The sequence below is a fragment of the Pseudomonas sp. GM60 genome (assembly GCF_000282415.1).
Taxonomy (GTDB): Bacteria; Pseudomonadota; Gammaproteobacteria; order Pseudomonadales; family Pseudomonadaceae; genus Aquipseudomonas; species Aquipseudomonas migulae.
This window is the reverse complement of sequence record NZ_AKJI01000086.1, coordinates 1-22408: the sequence shown is the minus strand read 5'-3', so window position 1 is coordinate 22408 and position 22408 is coordinate 1. Positions and strand designations below refer to the sequence as shown.

23 protein-coding genes and 3 pseudogenes are annotated in these 22408 nt (G+C 56.0%); 13 read left to right on the top strand and 13 right to left on the bottom strand.

The window, feature by feature from the left end; all coding sequences use genetic code 11:
- Positions 1-63: 63 nt before the first annotated feature.
- From PMI32_RS08680 to PMI32_RS30715, 3 genes and pseudogenes are all read right to left on the bottom strand, one after another.
- Positions 64-1773: a two-component system response regulator gene (locus tag PMI32_RS08680; RefSeq protein WP_008031984.1), complete on the bottom strand. Its 1710-nt coding sequence runs from the start codon at positions 1771-1773 to the stop codon at positions 64-66.
- A gap of 95 nt (positions 1774-1868) precedes the next feature.
- On the bottom strand, positions 1869-2504 hold the full coding sequence (locus PMI32_RS0129020) for an HDOD domain-containing protein (protein WP_050550366.1): 636 nt from the start codon (positions 2502-2504) through the stop codon (positions 1869-1871).
- Positions 2505-2741: 237 nt separating this feature from the next.
- Positions 2742-2828: pseudogene (locus PMI32_RS30715) on the bottom strand (transcriptional regulator); the annotation flags it as partial.
- 95 nt (positions 2829-2923) lie between these two features.
- Between PMI32_RS30715 and PMI32_RS0129015 the strand changes: the two are divergent.
- On the top strand, positions 2924-3670 hold the full coding sequence (locus tag PMI32_RS0129015; protein ID WP_081501785.1) for a LexA family protein: 747 nt from the start codon (positions 2924-2926) through the stop codon (positions 3668-3670).
- Between the two features lie 161 nt (positions 3671-3831).
- On the opposite strand, the gene PMI32_RS08685 is transcribed toward PMI32_RS0129015, so the two are convergent.
- Positions 3832-4641: a GGDEF domain-containing protein gene (locus PMI32_RS08685; protein ID WP_050550365.1), complete on the bottom strand. Its 810-nt coding sequence runs from the start codon at positions 4639-4641 to the stop codon at positions 3832-3834.
- A 34-nt stretch (positions 4642-4675) separates the two neighbouring features.
- Positions 4676-5200 (bottom strand): hypothetical protein, encoded by a 525-nt coding sequence (locus tag PMI32_RS0129010; protein ID WP_157214375.1) that lies wholly within the window; start codon positions 5198-5200, stop codon positions 4676-4678.
- 369 nt (positions 5201-5569) lie between these two features.
- Between PMI32_RS0129010 and PMI32_RS08690 the strand changes: the two genes are divergently transcribed.
- On the top strand, positions 5570-7024 hold the full coding sequence (locus PMI32_RS08690; protein WP_008031973.1) for a TrkH family potassium uptake protein: 1455 nt from the start codon (positions 5570-5572) through the stop codon (positions 7022-7024).
- A 264-nt stretch (positions 7025-7288) separates the two neighbouring features.
- On the opposite strand, the gene PMI32_RS08695 is transcribed toward PMI32_RS08690, so the two are convergent.
- Together PMI32_RS08695 and PMI32_RS0129005 are read right to left on the bottom strand one after the other, a co-directional pair.
- Positions 7289-8263, bottom strand: coding sequence for a TerC family protein (locus tag PMI32_RS08695; protein ID WP_008031970.1), 975 nt, complete (start codon positions 8261-8263; stop codon positions 7289-7291).
- Entirely contained in the window at positions 8260-8415 is a 156-nt protein-coding gene (locus tag PMI32_RS0129005; RefSeq protein WP_008031966.1) for a hypothetical protein, read from the bottom strand. Before PMI32_RS0129005 ends, PMI32_RS08695 begins: the two co-directional genes overlap by 4 nt.
- A 115-nt stretch (positions 8416-8530) precedes the next feature.
- On the opposite strand from PMI32_RS0129005, the gene PMI32_RS30330 reads away from it, so the two are divergent.
- The 3 genes and pseudogenes from PMI32_RS30330 to PMI32_RS08705 form a co-directional block, all read left to right on the top strand.
- Entirely contained in the window at positions 8531-8674 is a 144-nt protein-coding gene (locus tag PMI32_RS30330; RefSeq protein WP_157214374.1) for a hypothetical protein, read from the top strand.
- A 128-nt stretch (positions 8675-8802) separates the two neighbouring features.
- Positions 8803-9705: a universal stress protein gene (locus PMI32_RS08700; RefSeq protein WP_008031964.1), complete on the top strand. Its 903-nt coding sequence runs from the start codon at positions 8803-8805 to the stop codon at positions 9703-9705.
- 241 nt (positions 9706-9946) lie between these two features.
- A pseudogene (locus PMI32_RS08705) lies at positions 9947-10403 on the top strand (hypothetical protein); the annotation flags it as partial.
- 474 nt (positions 10404-10877) lie between these two features.
- On the opposite strand, the gene PMI32_RS30710 reads toward PMI32_RS08705, so the two are convergent.
- The 3 genes from PMI32_RS30710 to PMI32_RS08715 form a co-directional block, all read right to left on the bottom strand.
- Positions 10878-11177: a hypothetical protein gene (locus tag PMI32_RS30710; RefSeq protein WP_081501783.1), complete on the bottom strand. Its 300-nt coding sequence runs from the start codon at positions 11175-11177 to the stop codon at positions 10878-10880.
- 357 nt (positions 11178-11534) lie between these two features.
- Positions 11535-11759, bottom strand: coding sequence for a hypothetical protein (locus tag PMI32_RS08710; RefSeq protein ID WP_008031962.1), 225 nt, complete (start codon positions 11757-11759; stop codon positions 11535-11537).
- A 77-nt stretch (positions 11760-11836) separates the two neighbouring features.
- Positions 11837-12040: a hypothetical protein gene (locus PMI32_RS08715; RefSeq protein WP_008031961.1), complete on the bottom strand. Its 204-nt coding sequence runs from the start codon at positions 12038-12040 to the stop codon at positions 11837-11839.
- Positions 12041-12305: 265 nt separating this feature from the next.
- Between PMI32_RS08715 and PMI32_RS30900 the strand changes: the two genes are divergently transcribed.
- The 5 genes and pseudogenes from PMI32_RS30900 to PMI32_RS08730 all read left to right on the top strand — a co-directional run bounded on the left by PMI32_RS30900 (position 12306) and on the right by PMI32_RS08730 (position 16142).
- Positions 12306-12437: a hypothetical protein gene (locus tag PMI32_RS30900; RefSeq protein ID WP_274517651.1), complete on the top strand. Its 132-nt coding sequence runs from the start codon at positions 12306-12308 to the stop codon at positions 12435-12437.
- A gap of 894 nt (positions 12438-13331) precedes the next feature.
- Positions 13332-13511: pseudogene (locus tag PMI32_RS30705) on the top strand (site-specific integrase); the annotation flags it as partial.
- Between the two features lie 221 nt (positions 13512-13732).
- On the top strand, positions 13733-14302 hold the full coding sequence (locus PMI32_RS08720; protein ID WP_008031957.1) for a fimbrial protein: 570 nt from the start codon (positions 13733-13735) through the stop codon (positions 14300-14302).
- A 65-nt stretch (positions 14303-14367) separates the two neighbouring features.
- Complete coding sequence (locus PMI32_RS08725) at positions 14368-15066, top strand: fimbrial biogenesis chaperone (protein ID WP_008031956.1); 699 nt, start codon at positions 14368-14370, stop codon at positions 15064-15066.
- Between the two features lie 41 nt (positions 15067-15107).
- Positions 15108-16142 carry a fimbria/pilus outer membrane usher protein gene (locus PMI32_RS08730; protein WP_008031954.1) on the top strand — a complete coding sequence of 345 codons (1035 nt, stop codon included), beginning with the start codon at positions 15108-15110 and terminating at the stop codon, positions 16140-16142.
- A 169-nt stretch (positions 16143-16311) separates the two neighbouring features.
- Here the strand turns inward: PMI32_RS08730 and PMI32_RS08735 are convergent, their stop codons facing one another.
- A complete protein-coding gene (locus tag PMI32_RS08735) occupies positions 16312-17202 on the bottom strand; it encodes a LysR family transcriptional regulator (RefSeq protein WP_008031952.1) in 891 nt (296 codons plus the stop codon).
- Positions 17203-17337: 135 nt separating this feature from the next.
- On the opposite strand from PMI32_RS08735, the gene PMI32_RS08740 reads away from it, so the two are divergent.
- From PMI32_RS08740 to PMI32_RS08750, 3 genes are read left to right on the top strand one after another with little or no spacing between them, the layout of a single operon-like run.
- The gene (locus tag PMI32_RS08740) at positions 17338-18078 is read left to right on the top strand and encodes an SDR family oxidoreductase (RefSeq protein WP_008031949.1); all 741 of its coding nucleotides are present in this window, start codon (positions 17338-17340) and stop codon (positions 18076-18078) included.
- A gap of 41 nt (positions 18079-18119) precedes the next feature.
- Complete coding sequence (locus tag PMI32_RS08745) at positions 18120-18629, top strand: DUF1097 domain-containing protein (protein ID WP_008031948.1); 510 nt, start codon at positions 18120-18122, stop codon at positions 18627-18629.
- Between the two features lie 26 nt (positions 18630-18655).
- Complete coding sequence (locus PMI32_RS08750) at positions 18656-19552, top strand: SDR family oxidoreductase (RefSeq protein ID WP_008031946.1); 897 nt, start codon at positions 18656-18658, stop codon at positions 19550-19552.
- Between the two features lie 192 nt (positions 19553-19744).
- Here PMI32_RS08750 and pcaF read toward each other — a convergent pair whose 3' ends face one another.
- Both pcaF and PMI32_RS08760 read right to left on the bottom strand, forming a co-directional pair.
- Entirely contained in the window at positions 19745-20950 is a 1206-nt protein-coding gene (gene pcaF / locus PMI32_RS08755) for a 3-oxoadipyl-CoA thiolase (protein ID WP_008031944.1), read from the bottom strand.
- Between the two features lie 153 nt (positions 20951-21103).
- Positions 21104-22372, bottom strand: coding sequence for an OprD family porin (locus tag PMI32_RS08760; RefSeq protein WP_008031942.1), 1269 nt, complete (start codon positions 22370-22372; stop codon positions 21104-21106).
- Between the last annotated feature and the right edge of the window lie 36 nt (positions 22373-22408).

Below are 22408 nucleotides of genomic sequence, written 5' to 3'. Positions count from 1 at the left end.
ATCGCAGAAGGCCTTGAAGCCTTCAAGATTAAAGTTCGAACCCTGTTGGGGGACGTCTGCAACTTAGTTCGTATGCATCACATTAACCTTGAGCCCCGAGGATAAAAATGAGCATATTTGAACGAAGGGGATAGGATGGCAATAAAGATAACCTTGCATGATCTGGCAGCCTTGCCTCAGAAGCGCATTGGCTTGTTCCTGAGTCTCTACGCCTTCGGCCACCAACTCAAGGCCTAGCGCCTGGCCTAACTTTATGATCGCTTCAATGATCGCCGAATCGCTTTTATCGGTGAGCATATCTCGTACAAAGCCCTGATCTATTTTCAGAACATCAATTGGAAACCGCTTGAGATAAGCCAAGCTCGAATAACCTGTGCCAAAATCGTCGATAGAAATGCGAACCCCTAACGCCTTGAGATGAAAAAGGGTTTCTCGGGCGTTATCAATATCTCTTGCCAGCACCCCTTCGGTAATCTCCAACTCCAGGGATTCTGCTTCTAGTCCAGATTCGACCAAGACGCCTTTCACCATGTCCAGGAAGGACTCCTCGCGAAATTGCACGACGGAGATGTTCACGCTAATGGAAATATCATGACCCAGTTCACGAAGCACTCGCGCATCGTTACAGGCCTGGAGCAGAACGTATTTGCCAATCGGAATGATCAGCCCTGTTTCTTCCGCCAGTGGAATGAAATCGGCAGGCGAAACCAAAATACCGTCATGATTGCGCCACCGGATCAGCGCCTCTATCCCAATAATCTGGTTCTGCCGGGCATCGACCTTCGCCTGGTAAAAGACCTCAAAAACGCCATCTTCCAAAGCAGAGCGCATATGGCGCTCAAGCAGGTGCCTGGCACGCATGCTGCTCTCGATAAGCAGAGAAAAAAAACAATAGCGATTGCGACCTGAAAGTTTCGCCTGGTACATGGCCGAGTCGGCATGCCGGTAAAGTGACTCCAGATCGTCGCTATCCTCAGGGAACACACTAATACCGATGCTTGCGGAAAGGTCGTATCGGTTCGCCTGGATTGAAAATGGACTGGAGATTGTTGCGAGTACCCTTTCAGCGAAGTCGCCCACGGCGTCGAAACCTATCACCTCTGGCAGGAGGAGGATGAACTCGTCTCCTCCTTGCCTGCTAACGGTATCCACTACGCGCAAAGATCGCGATAATCGCAATGCAACCTCTTGTAACACCAAGTCGCCGACAGAGTGGCCCATCGAATCGTTGATTACTTTGAAGTTGTCCAGATCAAGCAGTAGCATCGCCACACGGCTATGGTTTCGACGGGCCTTTTGTAAAGCCTGCTCGGTACGATCCTGCAACAGTATTCGGTTGGGTAGTCCAGTTAATGCATCGTGATTGGCGAGCCTCTTGGCCTCATTTCGCAAGGCGATATGAGCCTTGATATGAGCTCTGGCAACTGGAATATTCAGCGGCTTTTGAATAAAGTCCACTCCGCCGCACTCAAGAGCGCGAAGTTCATTGTCTGTATGCGTATGAGAGCTTACAAAAATGACCGCTGCGTCCAAAAGCTCCGGATCGGATTTCAGCGCCCGGCAGACCTCGAAGCCGTTCATTCCTGGCATTTCTATGTCGAGCAAAACTACATCGGGCCTGCATTGACGAGCAATCTCTAGCGCCTCCTGACCACTTTTGGCGACATAGACCTCGGCTAAATCTCGCACTGCGATGCTCAGAACTCTTAGGTCAGTGACCTGATCATCGACTATCAGGAGGACTGGTTTGAGGCCAAACGTCTTGTCGCGCATTCCATTGCTCCTTGCAAATCCCTTGCATTAATAACAAGCAATCCTAGACCAGCTTTTCTTCGGTGGGATGCCCGACCTGCAAGTCCCGAATATGTTCAAGCCAGGCCCGCTAACCGTTGAAGTCTTTCAAGGTCTGCTTCGGGTTCGCCATTGTTCATGGCTGCGGCAAGGCGGATGACCACTTGTTCGCGGCGCACCTGCATGGGAGGCAAGGAGTAGATAGCACCTATCAATTCACGCAGTGCCATAGGCAGTCCCCAGCGCGCTTTCAAGCGAACTGCAAAAGGGGCTGCGAAATCACGGACAGCATGCAGGAGCACTTCTTCGTTTACGGTATTCCCCTGGTTCTCCCATTTCTGAGTTTGGTACAGCACACAGAGTTCGTCCATACGGTGCAACAGGGCCGCACTTTGTAGTGGCGCGGGATCCAAACCGCATTGTTGTGCCAAGAGAACAAACCTTTCAGCTAAACGCTCAGCATCATCTAAATGAGCCTGGACGAAAGTCATTAGTATGGCGTTAAGTTGAGTATTAGTCTGTCGTAAGGCCTGGCTAATCGCCAAATTCACACTGGCAAGCCCTCCTAACCGTGTAAGAGCGCCGTCCAAATTCGTGCACGGTTGGCAGTACCCAAGATAACCAGCACTGTTGGCTGCTGCGATCAGATGGGCACACAGCGCCGGATCATGCTGCCAATCATTGGTGACTTCTGGAAAGTCCAGCCCCCCCATATCCAAGCTGGAGTTTTTCCTTTACCGACGCGAGTAAGGGCAAGCCCAACTCACCCGCAGACAAACCACTGAGATAGCTGATCAGGTCTTTAGAAATGATAGTGGCAGTTCGGTTGGGCTCATCAGGAGGAAGAAGCGTTTCCAGGCATTGGACAACGCTCAAAACCTGAAATGGCTTGGTGGCGCCAGACCGTCGGCGTTTGCGACAGCACGAAGTAGGCTTTCCAACCTAGAAGGCACCCAGTACGAAACCGCAGCCTGAGATACGCCGAGAGCCAGAGTTGTTTTGGTCTGCCCGCGGAAGTAGTCGACGAGCCTTTCGATGGATTCATATGAGCCCCTGACGATAAGCCTGCTTATACCCAATATAGAAGTACCCTTATTTGCAGGCCAATAAGGAAACTTATAAATTCCAGCGGATGAGCACACTCGCTGAAAGAATCAAATCCGCACGAATTCACGCCAAGCTGACGCAAAAGGCTCTCGCTCTAAAGGCAGGGGTCGAGCAGCCAGTGATTTCGCAGTTGGAGACTGGAAAGAACCTTCAAAGCGCGCATCTACCGAAAATCGCGCATGCGTGCGGCGTAAGCGCAATCTGGCTGTCTGAGAATATTGGTCCAATGACCGCCACAGCGAAGTCCGATTCGAATGTCGGCGATGTGCGCCAGCAAGCTGAGTCCTACCGCTACCCGGTGATCAGTTGGGTCGCCGCTGGCGCATGGGCCGAAGCAGTGGCGCCCTACCCGGCCGGCTTCTCAGATCGATATGAGTTTTCCGAGTACGACTCAGAGGGTGCGGCGTTTTGGCTGGAGGTCAAAGGCGACTCGATGACATCCCCAGCCGGGCATAGCATCACTGAAGGCACGCTGATCCTGGTGGACACAGAAGCAAAGGCCGCGCCTGGAAAACTTGTGATCGCCAAACTGCCAGAGAGCAATGAGGCAACGTTCAAAAAGCTCGTCAGCGATGGCGGGAGACTGTTCTTAAAGCCACTGAACCCTGGCTACCCGATTGAACCGTTTGACGAGCATTGCCGGATCAGCATGACGAATTTCTCCAGTAGTGAGTCCCCTCTGATCAGATCTAAACCCTTGGCCACCACGGCTGGAGGATTTAAGTTCGCTATGTTCCGACGCGGCCACGTAAGGCGTACTCGTCGCTATTGATGGTGAATGTACAAAAAGAGATGTATGGCCACACCACATGGCAATTGGCCGCCGTCACGAAAGCTCCCCCGCACATGAACTTGTCGCAGAGCTAGTTTAACCACAGTCTGATATGCGACCGGTTGAATCCACAGTCGAATGCGCCTGCTCGGAGTCAGCACTCAAACGCAGGCTTGAACCCATTTTGCGTTTTGCTGACGACGACTCTGCTTGTTTACATACATAGAAGCATCGGCACAAGCAAGTAGCTCACCCAGAGGCTTAAGCTCCTTTGGCGAACACCCAGCAGCGCCAGTGCTTAACCCAATGGGATAACGACAGCGTTCACTGCCATTGAATTCATCGACCAGTGCTTGCACACGAGCAGAGAGGGCATCCGACGGCTCCCCCGCGTCGACAGCCAGAACAACGAACTCATCACCGCCGATCCGAGCCACAACATCGCTTTGCCTAAACGCGGCTGTGAGCACCTGCGCAGCAGCGATGATCGCCAAGTCGCCCGCCTCATGGCCGTGAACATCATTAAGTTTTTTCAGACCGTCGAGATCAATAAAAAACAGCAAGCAGAATTGATCATTACGACGAGCTGAGCGCATTAGCTGGTCAGCCAAAAGAAAAAAACTACGGCGATTGTGCAAGCCAGTCAGTTCATCCGTCAGCGACAGTCGGCGCACCTCATCTTCGACCTTTTGTCGCTGCGATATTTCCCCCATCAGCGTTCTGTTCACCGTTTCTAGCTCACTGGTTCGCTCAACCACCCGCAATTCAAGTGCCGCATTCAGGGCTGCCAGTTCCGCCTCGGCATTCCCTCTCGACCTATCGATCTGCTGGAGATGCCTAGCAGTTCTCAGTATTACCGCAACAAGCGTGGCGATGCTCAAAGTCGCCATCCACGCTAAGCTGAACCGATCGTCGTAGTAGCCCAGCTTTTCTCCGGCCAGTAGCGCGCCTCCGATGCTGAGAATTACCACTGGGATACTAGCCAGTAAGCTTCTCGCTACCTCGCTACCTCGCTACCTCGCCACCCGCAGTATCGCTTGTCAGCAACTCGACGAATTCCGAGCGCTGTTGGATAGCCAGCAGTCCGGTATTGAACAGAATCAGCGCAATAGCCGTATGGATGGCCATTGAGCTATACAGGCCGACCGAGTAGAGAGCGCTGACATCGAACAAATAACCAGCAAGTGCTATCAGGCTTATAAATAGTGTTGAAGACGCAAAATATTGCGGCAGTGACGGCCTGCCCTCAAACATCAGGCCAAAGCCAGAAAGCAGAAGGCACAGGGCCGTAGCGGGAGCCATTCGCCCTGGAAAAGTAACGGGTTGGCTGCGTTGAAGCTCGAAAGGAAGTAGCAAATCAAGCGTTAGATCAACCGACAGGACATATTCAATGAGGGTCAAACCACCAACCAGTATTGCCAATACTGCGCAAAACCGCATGATCAAGCTTCCGGCCAGAGACGCTCTGAACGTAGCACACCACAGTCCCACTCCGAGGACAGTGAACGTACTGGCGGTATTGACCATCATCGCAGTCCAGCCAGGAAGCACTGTTCTTAGCATGGGCACATCAAGCAGCCAGCCCGCCAGCACACATATACCGACTACCGTCACAGTGAAGGCGGCCGATCGGGCATAGATTAAGAATCTGACGCAGCCTTTTTACCTGGCTGACTTCGTGCTCTAGCCTCATCGTCGTCTCCGTTAATGCATTATTAAAAGCCATCACTATGATGGCACGCATTGAGTACTGTTGCTCCTCTGTGACTCTGTTACTCAATGAAAACCCTTGGACGTACGCAGACTGACTAATTGCCCGTAGAAATTTTACGTAAAATTTACGGGGCTTTGAGGTTGAGCATCCGATACTGCGCGGTGCTAATTTGGCAGGCTACTTTTATGTCCCTCGCAGCAATGCGGCTTATCGGTTTCATCTTAGGCATTTTTCTGATCACGCTGGCCATAAGCATGGCAATTCCCATGATCACACTGGTGGCCTATGAGCGTAGCGACGATCTGTCGGCCTTTCTCTGGTCGAGTTTGATTACCTTCATCTGTGGCCTCCTGTTGATCGTGCGGGGGCGCCCGGATACTGGCCAGCTTCGTCCCAGGGATATGTACCTGCTGACTACCGCAAGCTGGGTAGTTGTGTGCACCTTCGCCGCGTTGCCAATGGTGTTCATCAGCGATATCAGCTACACCGACGCGTTCTTTGAAACGATGTCTGGCATCACAACGACGGGGTCAACGGTACTCACCGGTTTGGATACCGCATCTCCCGGCTTGTTGATCTGGCGCTCCATGCTGCATTGGTTGGGAGGCATCGGCTTTATCGGCATGGCTGTGGCGATCCTTCCACTGCTGCGCGTAGGCGGCATGCGCCTGTTCCAGACGGAGTCCTCAGATTGGTCAGAGAAAGTGACGCCGCGTTCCCATGTGGCAGCTAAGTACATCCTGCTGCTCTATCTGGGACTTACTGGCTTCGGAGCCCTGGCGCTTTGGATCGCTGGGATGACACCTTTTGAAGCGATCAACCACGCAATGTCGTTGATCTCTACTGGAGGATTCTCCACTTCGGACGCCTCACTTGGGCATTGGGCGCAGCCAGTGATTCACTGGGTCGCCGTGGTCATCATGATTCTGGGCAGCCTGCCCTTTACCTTGTACGTTGCGACATTGCGGGGCAATCGGCGTGCGCTGATCAAGGATCACCAGGTACGCGGATTTCTTGGGTTCTTGCTCGTCACATCGCTGGCTGTGGGTACTTGGTTGTGTTTTCACAGCGATTACGGATGGTGGGATGCGTTTCGTATCGTGGCAGTCAATGTGACCTCGGTCGTCACGACCACCGGTATTGCGGTTGGCGACTATACGTTATGGGGCAGCTTCGCTGTCTTGCTTTTTTTCTATCTGACTTTTGTTGGTGGATGTTCAGGCTCAACGGCAGGTGGTCTTAAAATCTTCCGTTTTCAGGTGGCTGCCGCCCTACTGGTCAGTAGTTTGAAGCAGTTGATCCATCCTCGAGCCGTGATTCAGAAGAAGTACAACGGTCATCCCATCGACGAGGAGATCGTGCGCTCGCTGTTGACCTTCTCGTTTTTCTTCACCGTCACCATTGCTGTCATCGCCTTGGGCCTGGCTCTCATTGGACTTGATTGGACAACAGCATTGAGCGGCGCCGCTACTGCGGTGTGTAACGTCGGGCCAGGGCTCGGCACGATCATTGGGCCGGCAGGTAATTTCTCAACATTACCGGATGCCGCCAAATGGCTACTGACCGTGGGAATGCTTCTAGGAAGGCTGGAAATCCTGACGGTGTTGGTACTCGTAACTCCTGTTTTCTGGAGATATTGACCTTTACTGTAATGGAACTGGATCACCGACTTTGTCGGGCTCTGAGGCCAGTTTAATAAGGTGCATGGGGCAGGTGAGTGAATCGCACCTAGTTTCGTAGACTGTTGGTGCTGGTGCGGTTTTAACCCAAGCTGCTGACTTCAGCTTCCCCTTAGGCGGTCTGTGAAGACACGCATAAGACCATCGATTATCAAGTATTCGGATAGGTCATTGATTTCCGGTAGCCTGGGTCAAAACCGCATCAGCGCCAACATCTCTGATTCATTATTGTTCTCCCCTACCCCGTGTTTTGCTCTTCGTCAAAGTCAGGCTCAACAGGACCGAAATCAAGATGATGCCGCCGACCGTGGCCAGCGACCATTGGATCGGCATGTGCCACCACGGCGCGACCAACATCTTGCAGCCGATGAACACCAGTACGATGGCCAGACCATATTTCAGCAAGTGGAAGCGGTCGGCCATGTCGGCAAGCAGAAAATACAGTGCGCGCAGGCCCATGATGGCAAAAATGTTGGAGGTGAACACGATGAAGGGGTCGGTGGTGACGGCGAAGATGGCCGGGATGCTGTCAACCGCGAACACCAGGTCACTGGCCTCGATCAGTACCAGCACCAGGAACATCGGCGTGGCCCAGCGCAGGCCGTTCTGGCGCACGAAGAAGCGCTCGCCGTGAAAACCGTCGGTGATGCGCAGATGGCAACGCAGCCAGCGCAGCAAGGGGGTTTTTTCTAGGTCAGGCTGCTGCTCGGCGAAGATCAGCATTTTGATGCCTGTGATGACGAGGAAGGCGCCAAAGACATAGAGCAGCCAGGCGAACTCCTGCACCAGCCAGACACCGGCGAAAATCATACCGGCACGCATGACCATGGCGCCGAGCACGCCATAGAGCAGGACACGGCGCTGCAACTCTGGCGGCACGGCGAAGTAGCCGAAGATCATCACGAAAACGAACATGTTGTCGATCGACAGCGACTGCTCGATCAGATAGCCCGTGATAAATTCGAGCGTTTTACGCTGGGCCACTTCGGCACCGAACATGCTGTGCAGATGCCACCAGAGCAGGGCGGCGAAGACCAACGCCAAGCTGATCCAGGCAATGACCCAGGCCAGCGCTTCGCGGACCAAAACACGATGCGCCTTGCGCCCGCCGAAGACGAACAGATCCAGCGCCAGCATGGCAAGGACGAAGCCAATGAAGGCGGCCCACATCCAGGGTTGGCCGACGCTTATGGCGGTCATTTCATTATCCAAGGTTGGCCGATGCTCATGTAGCGCCGCACGATCACCCGTCCAATGCGGGCGGGGCCATGACTTAAGGTGTAGTCCAGACGCTTACTGAAGTATTCGTGCAAACCCTGGGTTAGCTCGAAACCGCGGCATTGGATCGCCATCTGCATGACCTCCGTATGAAGCAGCAAGGGGCTGGAAGAGGTCATGCTAACGGGCAGGTTGTATCAATAAAAATCGTTTATTTTTCCCGAATTGTTCGTTGCTAACGAAGTATTGATGCAAATGTTCAACTACCGGCAGTTGCATGACTTCTGGTGCGTGGCCCAGGCGAGGAGCATGGCGCGCGCCAGTTCTTCCCGCCTCCTACTCGATCTCGATGAAACGATCTGCTACAGCCTTCGAAAGGTCTGGAAACTGTAAGCCGGTAATGCTGGCGTATATTGATAGTGTCGATCCAGGTAGTTGAGGCGGTAAGAGATCGCCAATGGTGGGACAAGCGAGAGTGCTGGGGGCGCTAGCGGATAACCCAGAACGTTTGGAGGTGCCACATGAGGCAGTATCAACGACTCTTTCTGATAGCAGGTCCAACCATGCGTCACTCGCCGGCGATGGAGCGGGCAATCGCACTTGCCGATGCCACAGGAGCAGCGCTGCATATCGCGGTGTTCATCGAAGACTTCGACCTAATGCGGTTAATGAGCAACAGTGAACAACTTCGTGAGAGTTGCCGGCAGGAGAACCTGCAGTGGTTGACTGATGAGGCCGAACTCATGCGCAGAAAGGGCATCAATGTGACCACCGAAGTTGCTTTGACCCGAGACCCGCTGCAAGAGATCCTTAAGCATGTGGCTGAAATGCAGCCGGACCTGATTATCAAGGACGTACATCATGAATCAGCGCTCAAACGCGTATTCGCCACGCCTTTGGATTGGCAGTTGTTGCGCGAATGTCCGCCCCCCATACATCTGGTCAGCGAAGTCAGGTGTCCGCTTCCTCGGGTGATTGTGGCGGCGGTTGATCCATCGCATCCAGAGGGTCAGATCAGCGGAATCAACGACAGCGTCATTCAGGCGGCGAACGAACTGGCGGCGCAATGTGATGCTGAGTTGCACATGCTGTATGCCTATGAACTGACACACACACATTTCTCTGATGCAGGTGCTGGCGCCGTGACGATGCCAGGCTTCAGCAACGACGTGCGCCGGTCTCTTGAAAAGTGCTTCGTTGCCTTGGCTGGACGCTACGACGTGTCAGCTGAGCGACAACACTTCATTGCAGGGCCGCCAACCAAAGCGATGGTCGACTTTGCGACTCATACTCGAGCGGATGTCTTCGTAATGGGAAATACCCATCACAAAGGGGTGGACAAGCTGGTTGGCAGTACAACGGAGTATGTTCTGTATCAGGTGCCTTGCAGCGTTTTGGCCATCAAGGGAGCAGCGAATCAATGAACGAAAAACCGCCACTATCGCAGCCGGCTGTTGGTGCTGATGTGGTTTTGACCCAAGCTGCTGACTTCAGCTGACCCATAGGCGGTCTATGAAGACACGCATAAGACCATCGATTACCGAGTATTCAGGTAGGTCAACGATTTCCGGTAACCTGGATCAAAACCGCATCAATGCCTACACGTGTTTTGGATGTAATAATTTCGTCGACATGGATCGAACGCTGCTGCATCCTTTTTGATGCACCATCAGCGCTGGCGGCACTCACCACGGACGAGGCACTGCTTTCATGAAGCGCCAGTTTGGTGCCAGCGTTGGCCCAGCAATGGACGAGCCCCTGCCAACCATCACCGCCGGTGGCGCCAGCAAAAGCTCGCTGGTTGAATTTCAGCTTTCACCAGAGGTTGAAGCTGGTGCACTGCAGGTCGCGGCATTTCTGATCAGCTATTACGGTACCGAGAACGTGAGCGGCACCAGCGAACCAGCACCGACGATCACCACCAAAGATCGCCTGGGACTGGTCACCATGACGATCAAGGGGCACGTTGTACGTGATCGCCGATATCAGTCTGCGAATGCTGCACAACGTACGGCGCAATACGCGTAGATGTCGAATCCCGGTATTACACATGGGAGTTCGAGGCTATCAAAGACGCGATCCTCGACGGAACGCTGGCATATACACCTACATTGCTTCGTAACGCATGGCCCTCGATCGACGAAAGAACCTGCATTGATCGTTAGTCCGCCGAGGGTGTATTTCCATCGGCCGGTCGACCATCTAGAGCAGGCATCGGATCCGTTTGAACGCCGGTTACGATGGAAGCCCAAGCAGCATATGCATTCTTGTGTCGGGACACCGCTTCATCCCATCGGCTCCCCGAAACCTCGCTTGAAACGACTAGCATCATAAGGTGATTGGTAGTTGCATCGAGATCGAGCAAAAGATGGTGGGCGGTGAAGCGAAAATCATCAATCGAAGGCATGACGTCACACTTATAGTTTGGTAAGTGGTGCGGGATCGTTCCCGCACCACATGACATCAGTGTGAGAGTACTCCGTATCTCATTGCGAACGGGCAGACAGCCGGTTGCTGGAGATTGAGTTCCAAGCCAAATTTTTCGAACCGTTCTATTCGCGCCACTTACCGCTCCTGCACCCTTCAAGGTTGACCGCTATTTCGAGGACGCTGATTTACGAATACCCGGACCACCAGCAGTAGCCAACTGCTGAGCTCGACCGACACCCCAAGCCAAAACTCTGGTCATCGATTCGCCAGGGTGTGAGTCAACCGCCACTTTATGCAAAGCCATGCCATCGGGGGCATAAATTCCGATGAACATTTGCGTTTCGCCGGTGCGCGAAAGCCTGACTTGTACGTCGATGTGACTCCCATCATTAAGAGTTTCATCATGTGTTCTGCAATGGAGCTCGGGGTCTGACCACTCCCAGAATATGTTGCCTCGAAGTCTCATAGATCCCTCCTGCCCATTCCCTGTGATGGTCAGTAGTGTCCAAAACTAGACCTCTGCAAACGAAGTCCAACCTCGTCGAAACGGTATCGGACAACTGGTAGAAACAGCTGTACGGGTTCCAATTTCTCGTACAACTTTCAGCCGCTATGGCGGCAACGACGAAGTCATACCTATTTTTGTCATCGCCCGTATGGCCTGGCTCGACGGCGCGGCGCAGATGGACGTGTTTCACCATGTCCCGCCGGTGGCCATGATCGCTCTCCGCCATGAGACCACCATTCACAGGCGGCCAATCAGACCACCTGACCCGCTCTCATCCATTGCTATGCCAGCCCAGCTTGGACCGGATGGCGGAACCTACTCATTCTTTGGAACCAATGGGAAGGGGCGATAATACAAAATTTTGGCGTTCAGAAAGGTTGCAACTAATTCTGCCTCTTCCTTGGTTGCGCCCACCATTAGACTGAAAACTGGCGGATCTACCGGGAGCCCCGGTATGTCGTCATGAAACTCCATCATCAGAAAGGGGTCGACGTCGTCCACCTCTTTAACGGTGAAGACGACTCTGGTTTTGTAGCTCATTCCCGCCTCCTTCCAGCATACCGGACACACCGTCTGGGTTTGACTAGGTTTGGGCGCCCGATTCCAGTTACGAGGATTTAGTCTTCTGCGCTGAGATCTTCATACTCAAGGGGCAATTCCATCCATGCATCAAGGGCTGCTATCTGTCGCGCTACGGCAACATCCCACAAGGGACCGACAGCCCTGTTATCACGCATCATTGCCTGTATGTCTGATGTCGCGTCTTTGTATTCATGATGAAACGCTAACGCTTTTTCCAAAATCTCTTTCCGTCGATTCATGGGACTTCTCCCGAGACAGATTGAAATAATCTCGAACAGCAATCACCGCCATCGAGAATTGTTGCATTCCTCAATAGGTGGAGTGCTGCTCGGGACAGTAATTCCCGGTGGCCTGACCGTCGGTAAATAACTCCCTCCCCCCTAAAAGCCAGCCGCTATCGCGGCAAGGACGAAGTCATGCCCGAAGAAATCGTATTGATCCAGCCAAGGTCGTTCGCGATGAGTACGGCATGTTCTGGCACCCAGAGTTCCCTGAATTGGAGGAATGCAACGGAGCAAAAGCAAGCAGAGGATCGCCGATCAGGGCCTGACCGTAGGAATGGTCAGCCTTGCATTCGCCGACGACACAATCGCGAATCGCTACAGCGAATCCGGCAACCCTGGTTGCAACTACTGAAAGCCAAAAAATCTGAGGATGAAGGCTGCTTTGGCTTATCCATAAATGACACTGACGACGGCCCAGTTTACTGGTGGGCTCGACTTGAGGTGACGCCATGCTCCTGAAAGCAATCACCGTCGGCGGCTTGGGCGCCATCATCACCTCTGTCGTAGGGGTAGCCACATGATCATCTCAATAGCAGCGCCGCTCTACATGAAATGGATTATCTACGAAGGGCCGTGGCGATAGTGTCCACCCCGCCAGCTGCGGCCACTCAGCGATTCTCTGAAACAGCTGGAGGGGCGAACGGCTGAACCTTATCCGAGTGAGACTTTCTCGTACATCAGCTATTCCCCGATATCAAGATCGGTCACACCGAACATTTCGCAGGAAGAGAGTTGCATGAACTCCACGACCCGGCCCTCCAACTCCACGACCAACACTAGCCGGCCACCGGACAGGCAATCCACTGAGGCCGAAGCCTTGGAGGTGCGCAGCGGGTGGCGCAAGGTAAGTATGGAAGGGCCGGGTGGGATCTAGTCTGCTGGTCTTGATCCACTTACGGCATTAGGTATTGAGGCCTGATTGGCTGACGAGTGCAGGCGTGACGTAAAACTGCAGATCCAAGCCGAGCGATAGCGACTTTGCGCCCCTAGGCCTGCTCGCCAACGTCAGCTGCACACAAAACCTGCTCAATTAATGACCCGCACATTGCGAGCCCTGTATTCCGCAGTACCTGGGTCATTATCCACAGATATACCCACGCCTTTTGTGGATAGCTTTGACGCCTATACACGCACTCCTCAGAAAGCAGAAGGACTCTGCGGCCTGCGCGGCTCCCAATGGCTATTCGATCCGGGTATAGCCAAGTAGAACTACCGGTACGCGAGAAGGCTCTGTCGGCCTGACGAGCAAGCCATCAGTTTCTTCGCCGACCTCACCCAGATGTTCGGCTGGGCCAGAAAGCGCCAGCCTTGGCGGGCTTTACCGGTCGAGGGCGATCCTACGGAACTGGTCGTCATCACCCCATTGATTCCTGCTGACTACGAGGCCGAAAGAAGCCGGACTCTTTCGCCCGCTGAGTTGTTGGAAAATCTGCAAAAAATCTCAAGGCATTGGGGAGTCAAGACCTGAAAAACCTCATTCGCAAGGGGTGGCCGCCATAAAAAATAGAAAATAAATGTGTAGATAAAAAGCCTAGTCGCCCTTTTTAAGATCCGTCTCATGTGCCTCTCAAAGGCAGCAATGCACCATTGATTGGCTTACCCACGGGATAGGCACACAACCATCAATCTCTCAAAAGGGGCATTGCAATGCTGAATAAATTGAGCAAATACACTCTCGCCTGCGGCGCTTCCTGGCTGCTGGCCAGCACCGCTGCACAGGCTGCGGACGGGCAGATCGAATTCACCGGATCAGTGACCGACAACGCTTGCACCATCACCACCGGTGACGTGAACAAGTCCGTCACCCTTGACCCGGTACAAATCTCCGACTTCGGGCCAACCGTTGGTGCCGCCGCCAAGGCGAAAGCGTTCTCCATCAGCCTGGACAACTGCAGCACCGCGACCCGCAAGAACGTCGCGATCACCTTCAGCGGCCAGCAAGACGGTACCGACTCGAGCCTGCTGGGCCTGACCGGTGAAAACCAGGTGCGTGGTATCGCCATTCAGATCGCCGACGCCCGCACCGGCAACAAGCTGCCACTGAACTCGCCGACCGCCGACTACGACCTGCGTCCGCAGTCCAACACCTTTGACTTCACCGCCGCCTACGTTCGTACCATCGCCGACACCAAGAATGAAGAAGGTGAAGTGACTGCATCCGGTATCGGTACCGGTCAGGTCTACGCCCTGGCCAGCTTCGACGTCACCTACAAGTAATTGCTCGTCAATACCGTGGGCCTGGCGCTGTAGCGCTGGCCCACGGACTTCAAAGGTTCCCCATCATGCGTTTGAAACTTTGTTTTTTTCTCGCCCTGTTGCCGCTCTGGCATAGCGGGGCAGCGAACGCCGCCGTCACCGTTGGCGCCACGCGGCTGATCTACGACGGTGCCTCGAATGAAGCCAACCTCACCATTAGCAATCGCGAAGACGACTCGCCGTACCTGGTGCAGTCCTGGGTCAGCCGCTTCGGTAGCGCCAACGACGAAAGCGTCGATAACTTTATCGTCACACCGCCGCTGTTCAGGCTCGATGCCAACCACGAAAACATCCTGCGCGTGATCTTTGCCGGCGGCGCCGACGTACCTCAGAATCGGGAAAGCCTATTCCTGATGAACGTCAAGGCCATCCCGGCCATGAGCGATGAACAACGCGGCAAGAATGTGCTGCAGATCGCCCTGAAAACCACCATCAAGCTGTTCTACCGCCCGGCCGGCCTGAAAGGTTCACTCAAGGACGCGGTAGCGCAGGTGAGCTGGAAGGCCAGCGCGGGCGCACTGACGTTCGACAACGCCTCCAAATATCACGTTGTGGTCAGTGAGCTGAAGCTCAACGGCCATCCGATCACCCAGGCACCGGATGTGCTCCATCCCGGGCAACAGCAGGAACTGCCGATCCAAGTCAAGGCCGGCGATGAAGTGCTGCTGAGCTACATCGATGACTACGGCAGCACCGTGACGGCGCCGACCATCCGCATTAACTGATACCCAAGAGCTACCCCAAGAGCTCCCGTCCAGGAACACCCATGTCCCGTTCACGCCCACTCACACGCTGTCGCGCCGTGAAGGCCTTCGGCTGCCCGCTTGCTGCTGCCGTGGCCTTGCACCTGGCACCCGCACAGGCCGGCTACCAGTTCGACGCGTCGTTCCTGGAGATCGGCGGCGGGCAGAGTTCGGCTGCAGTGAAACAACAGGTCAGCGCCATGAGCGAAGGCCAGTTACCGGGGATTTACCGGGTGGATGTGTCGGTCAACCAGCGTTTCGTCGAGCAACAAGATGTGCGCTTTATTCGCGCTACCAGCACGGCAGACCGTTCCGCCACCGGTCTTTTCCCGTGCCTGGATGCCGAGTTTTTCCGCGCCCAAGGGGTGGCCGACAGCGCCCTGAAAAACCGCACCGATGCCGATACCACTTGCCTGGCGTTCGACCAGGGGTTGGTTGGGGTGTGCTACGACTACGACTTTAACCGCCAGGTGCTGGCGATCGAAATTCCTCAGGCTTACCTGGGCAGCATTGCGTTTGAAGTGCGGCGCCGGCAGTGGAGCGAAGGCGAACAGGTGGCGTTCACCAACTATGCGTTTTCTGGCAGTACGGCGGAGTCCGATACAGGCCGACGCCAGGATCAGTTCGGCAGCTTGCGCAGCGGCGTGAATGCCGGTGCCTGGCGCCTACGCAACTTTTCCACCTGGCAGAAAGGCACGGGCAACACCGGGCGCTGGGAGTCGTTGGAAACCTATGCTCAGCGCGACATGGGCAACATGATGGCGATTGCGACGCTGGGCGACGCCACCACCGAAGGCGACCTGTTCGATGCTATCCCCTATCGCGGGCTGGGCATCGCCTCGGACCTGGACATGTTGCCGGACCAGGCCCGTGAGTTTGCGCCGGTGATTCGCGGCATCGCCAATGGCCGCTCGCGGGTGATCATCCGCCAGCGTGGTTATGTGATCCATGAGCAATGGGTGCCGTCGGGACCGTTTGCCCTGACCGATCTGTACATCACTGAGCGCTTTTGCTTAGGGGTTGATCTCAAAACCAAATCACTGTGCAAAGCTGCCTAAAGCAACGTGGGCGATTCATAGACACGCCGAATACACAGTAAAAATCAGGACAAGTGGCGTTACCTGTTGATATGCGGAGAATGACAACTCCATGCAGAGGTGTTCCTTCACGATTGCAGAGCACGGTAGGGGCGAGTTTGTTTACGCTTCTGGCGCTCCAGCCTTGACCTCATGATGCTTTGGCGAATACATCCCCCAACCAGTCCACAAACACCCGAACCCGTGGCGACATGTGACGGTTATGCGGGTACAGCACCGACACCGGCATGGGCGGTGGCGGTGTGTCGGTGAGGATTTCCTTCACCAGTCCTTGGGCGATTTGCGCTTCCATTCGGTAGTGCGGGCACTGGATCAGGCCAAGTCCGGCAATGGCCGACGCGGCATAGATCTCGGCGCCAAAGACCGAGACGGCGCCGTTGATGGCGACTTCCTTCAGTTCGCCATCGAGCATGAATTCGAATGGAAACAACTTGGCAGTGGTGCGCGAGACGTAGTTCACCGCGCGATGATGTTTCAGGTCGTCGAGATGCTTCGGCTCGCCATATTTGCGCAGGTAAGCCGGACTGGCGCAGGTGATCTGGCGCAGGTTGGCGACGCGACGGCCGATCAGTGCGGAGTCGCCTAGCATGCCGGCGCGCAGCACGCAGTCGACGCCCTCGGCAATCAGGTCGACAAAGCGGTCGGCCTCGCTGATGGACAACTCAATATCCGGGTAGCGCGCCATAAACTGCGGCAATGCCGGGATCACGAAGTGCTTGGCCAACGTGCCGTGCAGATCGACACGTAACCGCCCTTTCGGCGCCACGCCGCGAAATGCCAGTTCGGCTTCTTCCAACTCTGCCAGCAATTGCACGCAACGCTGGTAGTACGCCTCGCCATCCAGCGTAGGACGCACTTTGCGAGTGCTTCGCTCCAATAAACGTGTGCCGAGCCAGGCTTCGAACTGATTCAGAGTGTGAGTCAGCGTCGCCCGCGGCAGGTTCAGGTCGTCGGCAGCCAACGTGAAGCTGCTGCGCTCGTAGATCCGCACGAAAACCTTCATCGCTTTGACTTGATCCACGCGGGTTTCCTGGCGGTCGATTGTTGGCGATTATTGAACAGTCAAGGCAACTTTCGCGCATTTATCGCATTGAGTAAACATGTGAATCTGGCTTCACACCGAGCAACAACTCACGACTCAAAAGGAATCACCGCCATGACTACTCAAACCTCAAAAGTTGCCATCGTAACCGGCGCCTCTCGCGGCATCGGCGCCGTGATCGCCAAACAACTGGCCAACCAGGGTTTCGCCGTCGCCGTCAACTACGCCAACAGCGCCACCGAAGCCTCGGCGCTGGTTGCTGAACTGCATCAGGCCGGCCGCCAGGCCATAGCGATCAAGGCGGATGTGTCGAGCGCTGAGGACGTGCGCCGGCTGTTCGATGAGACCGAAGCGCAACTGGGCAAGGTCGACGTGCTGGTGAACAACGCCGGCATTCTCAAGGTGCTGCCACTGGCGCAACACAGTGATGAACTGTTCGACCAGAACTTCAACATCCACGCTCGCGGCACCTTCAACACCCTGCGCGAAGCCGCCACTCGCCTGAACAGCGGTGGCCGGATCATCAACTTCTCCAGCAGCACCGTCGGCATGAACCTGCCGGGTTATGCGGTGTACATCGCCAGCAAAGCGGCGGTGGAGTCCCTGACCCAGGTGTTCGCCAAGGAAATGCGCGGTCGCAACATCACCGTCAACGCCGTGGCACCTGGTCCCGTGGCCACCGACCTGTTCCTGCACGGCAAGAGCGAAGAACAAATCCAGACCTTCGCCAAGATGGCGCCGCTGGAACGCCTGGCTCAGCCAGAAGACATCTCCCGCGTTGTGTCCTTCCTGGTCGGCCCGGATTCGGCCTGGGTCAACGGGCAAATCCTGCGCGTCAACGGCGGCCTCGTCTGAGCCGCTTCCCCCCAAGCAGCATGATTGAAGGAGATCTGATCATGAGCCATCCAGCCAACACCCCCGCCCGCACCGGGCAATCGAAACTGATGTTCACGCTGTTCACCGCGGTGGCGGCTGCCAGCGCCGCACTGGCAGCAGGCTCCAGCCTGCTGCTGACCTTGCCGATCTGGGCGATGTTTGTCGGCTGGGTGGCGTTCTTCAGCCGCGGCCTAACCCTGCGTGACGGCCTGGTGAACCTCGGCTGTGTGCTGATGGGCATCGTGTTCGGTATGGGCGCGGTGCTAAGCATCGGTGTGCTGACCCCAAGTCTTGGAATGTTTGCCTTGCCGGTCGTGGTGTTTGTGGTGGCGATGATCGTGGTGTCGCTGCGGGCCTTGTCGGTGATGAACAACATCGTCGCCTACTTCCTCGGCCTGATCGCCTACTTCGCCGCGCACCTGGAACCTTCCTTGGGAAGCTTCGCTGAACTGGGCGGTGCCGGGACTCTCGGCTCCTTCGCCGGCTGGTTGTCCCACGCCGTGCAACAACGTCTTCCCCGTCGTGCCTGAAACCCACCCTTACAGAGGTTAATCTCATGAAATCCGTCATTCTGATTACCGGTGCTTCTAGTGGTTTCGGCGCACTCACTGCCCGAGCCCTTGCCGACGCCGGCCACACCGTCTACGCCAGCATGCGCGAAACTCTGGGCCGCAACGCGCCACAGGTGGCGCAAGTGCAACACTACGCCGACCGACATCAGGTCGACCTGCGCAGCGTCGAACTGGACGTCGCGTCGAGCGAATCGGTCGAGGCTGGTGTCGCGAAGATTATCGAGGATTGCGGTCGTCTGGACGTGATTATCCATAACGCCGGGCACATGTCCTTCGGCCCCGCCGAGGCCTTTACGCCCGAGCAGTTCGCCCAGCTCTACGACATCAACGTATTGAGCACCCAGCGGGTCAACCGCGCCGCACTGCCGCAGTTGCGCAAACAGGGAAAAGGACTGGTGCTGTGGGTGTCATCCAGTAGCGCACGCGGCGGCACTCCGCCGTACCTGGCACCCTACTTTGCCGCCAAGGCGGCAATGGATTCGCTGGCGGTGTCCTATGCCAGTGAGTTGGCGCGCTGGGGCGTGGAAACCTCGATCATCGTGCCGGGCGCGTTCACCAAGGGCACCAACCACTTCGTGCATTCCGGCTCGCCCGCCGACCAGGCCCGCGCCGCCGAATACAACGAAGGCCCTTACGCCGGCGTGCCGGATCAGGCACTCAAAGGGCTGGCAGCCCTGGAACCGGCCGGTGCCGATGTCGGTGAGGTAGCCAACGCCATCGTCGAGATCGTCGGCATGCCTTTCGGCACCCGCCCGTTCCGGTGTCATATCGACCCGTCCCAGGACGGTGCCGAAATCGTCAACGCCATGGCCGACCGGGTGCGGGCCGAGATGTTCCGCCGCATTGGCCTGGAAGACCTGCTCAAGGCGGCTATTCGCTGAGGCAGTCCTCCCTACAAAGCGGTCCAAGAAATTCCTTGGGCCGTCTTCGTTCCCGAAAGATTGATGATCGAGCAACACACGCTCAAGCAACAGACCAATCGCTCCACGCAGTATTTCGTCGACTCGGTGAGCCGTTATTTCTACGCTGCCTCAGTAATGTCCAAATACATGATGTTAGGGGAGGATTCGACCTTAAACGCGCTCCAGCACCAACGCCACTCCCTGTCCTACTCCGACACACATCGTTGCCAGAGCTTTATGCCCGGTGCACTTTTCCAGTTGATGCACCGCCGTCATCACCAGGCGCGCACCCGATGCACCGAGGGGATGACCTAAGGCGATCGCACCGCCGTTGGGATTGACCCGAATGTCGTCATCCGCCAGCCCGAGTTGGCGGAGCACCGCCAAGCTCTGGCTGGCGAAGGCCTCATTGAGCTCGATGGTGTCGAAATCGGTGATGACCAAGCCCAGGCGCTGCAGCAACTGGCGCACCGCCGGAACCGGTCCCATGCCCATGATTCGCGGGGCAACGCCGGCACTGGCCATGCCCAGGACTTTGGCCCGCGGCGTCAGCCCGTGTCGTTGCACCGCGACGGCTGAGGCCAGGATGAGCGCCACTGCGCCGTCGTTGACCCCGGAAGCGTTGCCCGCGGTGACCGTGTTATCACCGCCATTGACCGGCTTGAGCCGAGCCAGTGCCTCCAGAGTTGTTTGCGGGCGAGGGTGTTCGTCCTGATCCACCACTAGGTCGCCCTTTTTGCCCCTGATCAGTACCGGGACAATTTCCTCGGCGAAAAACCCCAGGTCCTGGGCACGCATGGCGCGCTGCTGGCTGCGCCAGGCGAACGCGTCCTGGTCAGCCCGAGAAACCTGCTGTTCATTGGCCACGTTGTCTGCTGTTTGCGGCATGGCGTCTACGCCATATTGCGCCTGCATCAAGGGGTTGATGAAGCGCCAGCCAATGGTGGTGTCTTCGATGGCCTGGCCGCGACCAAACGCACTGTCGGACTTGCCCATAACATAGGGTGCCCGTGACATCGACTCGACGCCACCCGCCACGGCCAATTCCATTTCGCCACTGGCAATCGCCCGGAACGCCGTGCCTACCGCGTCCATGCCCGAGGCACACAAGCGATTGATCGTCACCCCCGGCACACTCTCAGGCAGACCCGCCAGCAACAGCGCCATACGCGCGACGTTGCGGTTGTCTTCGCCGGCCTGATTGGCGCAGCCGAGAAACACTTCATCGAGTTGCAGCCAATCCACCCTGGGGTTTCGCGCGACCAGCGCCTTTAGCGTGACCGCTGCCAGATCGTCGGCCCGCACCGTCGCCAGACTGCCACCGAAACGCCCGATAGGGGTGCGAATGGCGTCGCAGATATACACATCACGACTCATGCCTTTTCCTCTTTTTTGCGCACGTAGAAGTACTCTCCCCTGGCTTGAGCAACAGGTGAAAGTTCGCATTGATTGAGTTCGAACGTTGTAGGAACAACTGCCCTTTGAATCAGTTGCCTTAACCCGGCAAGAACCGGTGTACTCATCCAGCTCCTAGAACAACGGCAGGCTGTAGCTGATGATCAGCCGGTTCTCATCGACTCCCCGGGTAAAGTTGGAACGGTAAGTACTGTTACGCCAGCGGACGCCGACATTTTTTAGTACGCCGCTCTGGACGCTATAGCCAATTTCGCTATTGCGCTCCCACTCGCTGCCATTGCCGTTATGGGTCAAAACGTCTGCGTCATTGCCAGCAATGTAACGGGTCATCACTGTCAGCCCAGGAAGGCCGACGGTAGCGAAATCGAAGTCATAACGCAGTTGCCAGGTCCGTTCGTTGCGCTCGACAAAATCGCCGACCAGGGCGAAGTGACTGGTGTACACATCCGCCCCTCCTACATAGGGCATCGCCGTGCGACCGGTCAGACTCTGGTAGGACACACCGAACGCGTGACCTTGCAGACTGTAGGTAAGAATGCCGTTAAAGGATCGGTTGTCGATATCACCCGCATTGGCTGCGCCACTCTTGTCACTGATGAAGTAACGCAAATCGGTTTTCAGTTTTCCCGGCCCCAACGGCAAGGTGTGCACCAGTCCCAGATAGTGCTGCCGGTAGATATCTTCCAGTTCTGCCGCTTGGTACGTCAGATTAAGCGTCGGGCTGAACGCATAATCCACCCCGCCAAAACGGAAGTGATCGGCTTGCGGCGTTGCGACGAAACGGCGATTGCGGTTGGTCAATGTCAGCGCATCGTTATCGGTGGAATCCCGTGCCACGGCACGGTTGATCGAGCCTGCGGTAAAGGTGAAATGATCCAGCTCTTTGGAGTCGATGACCCCACCCTGAAAAGTCTGCGGCAAGATGCGTCCGGTGTTGCCCACCAACAATGGCATTTTGAATTGCAAGGTTCCGACCTTCAGCTCGGACCTCGACACCTTCATTTTCCCGGTCAGTCCCAGCTTGCTGTATTCGCCAGCCGCCCTGCCGTCATCATGGACGGGTAATAATCCGGAGCCTGTCCGGTCAGGACTGGAGTCCAGGCGAACCCCCAGCATGCCCAGTGCATCCAGACCGAAACCGACGGTGCCTTGGGTATATCCGGAGCGCAGATCGAGCATGAAACCCTGTGCCCACTCTTCTCGTTTCGACTGTCCTGCGCCGTCGCGAAAGTCTCGACTGTAGTAAAAATTGCTGGCCTGGAAAGTCCCGTGAGCATCGTCGATAAAACCGGCGGCCTGGCTCGCAGAGGCAAACATCATCGACGTCAGCAAGCCATTTCCCAACACGACAGAACCGCTCAGGATCTTTTTATTGTTATTCATCGCTGCTCCAGAATACGACCCGCCACAGGCGGGGCC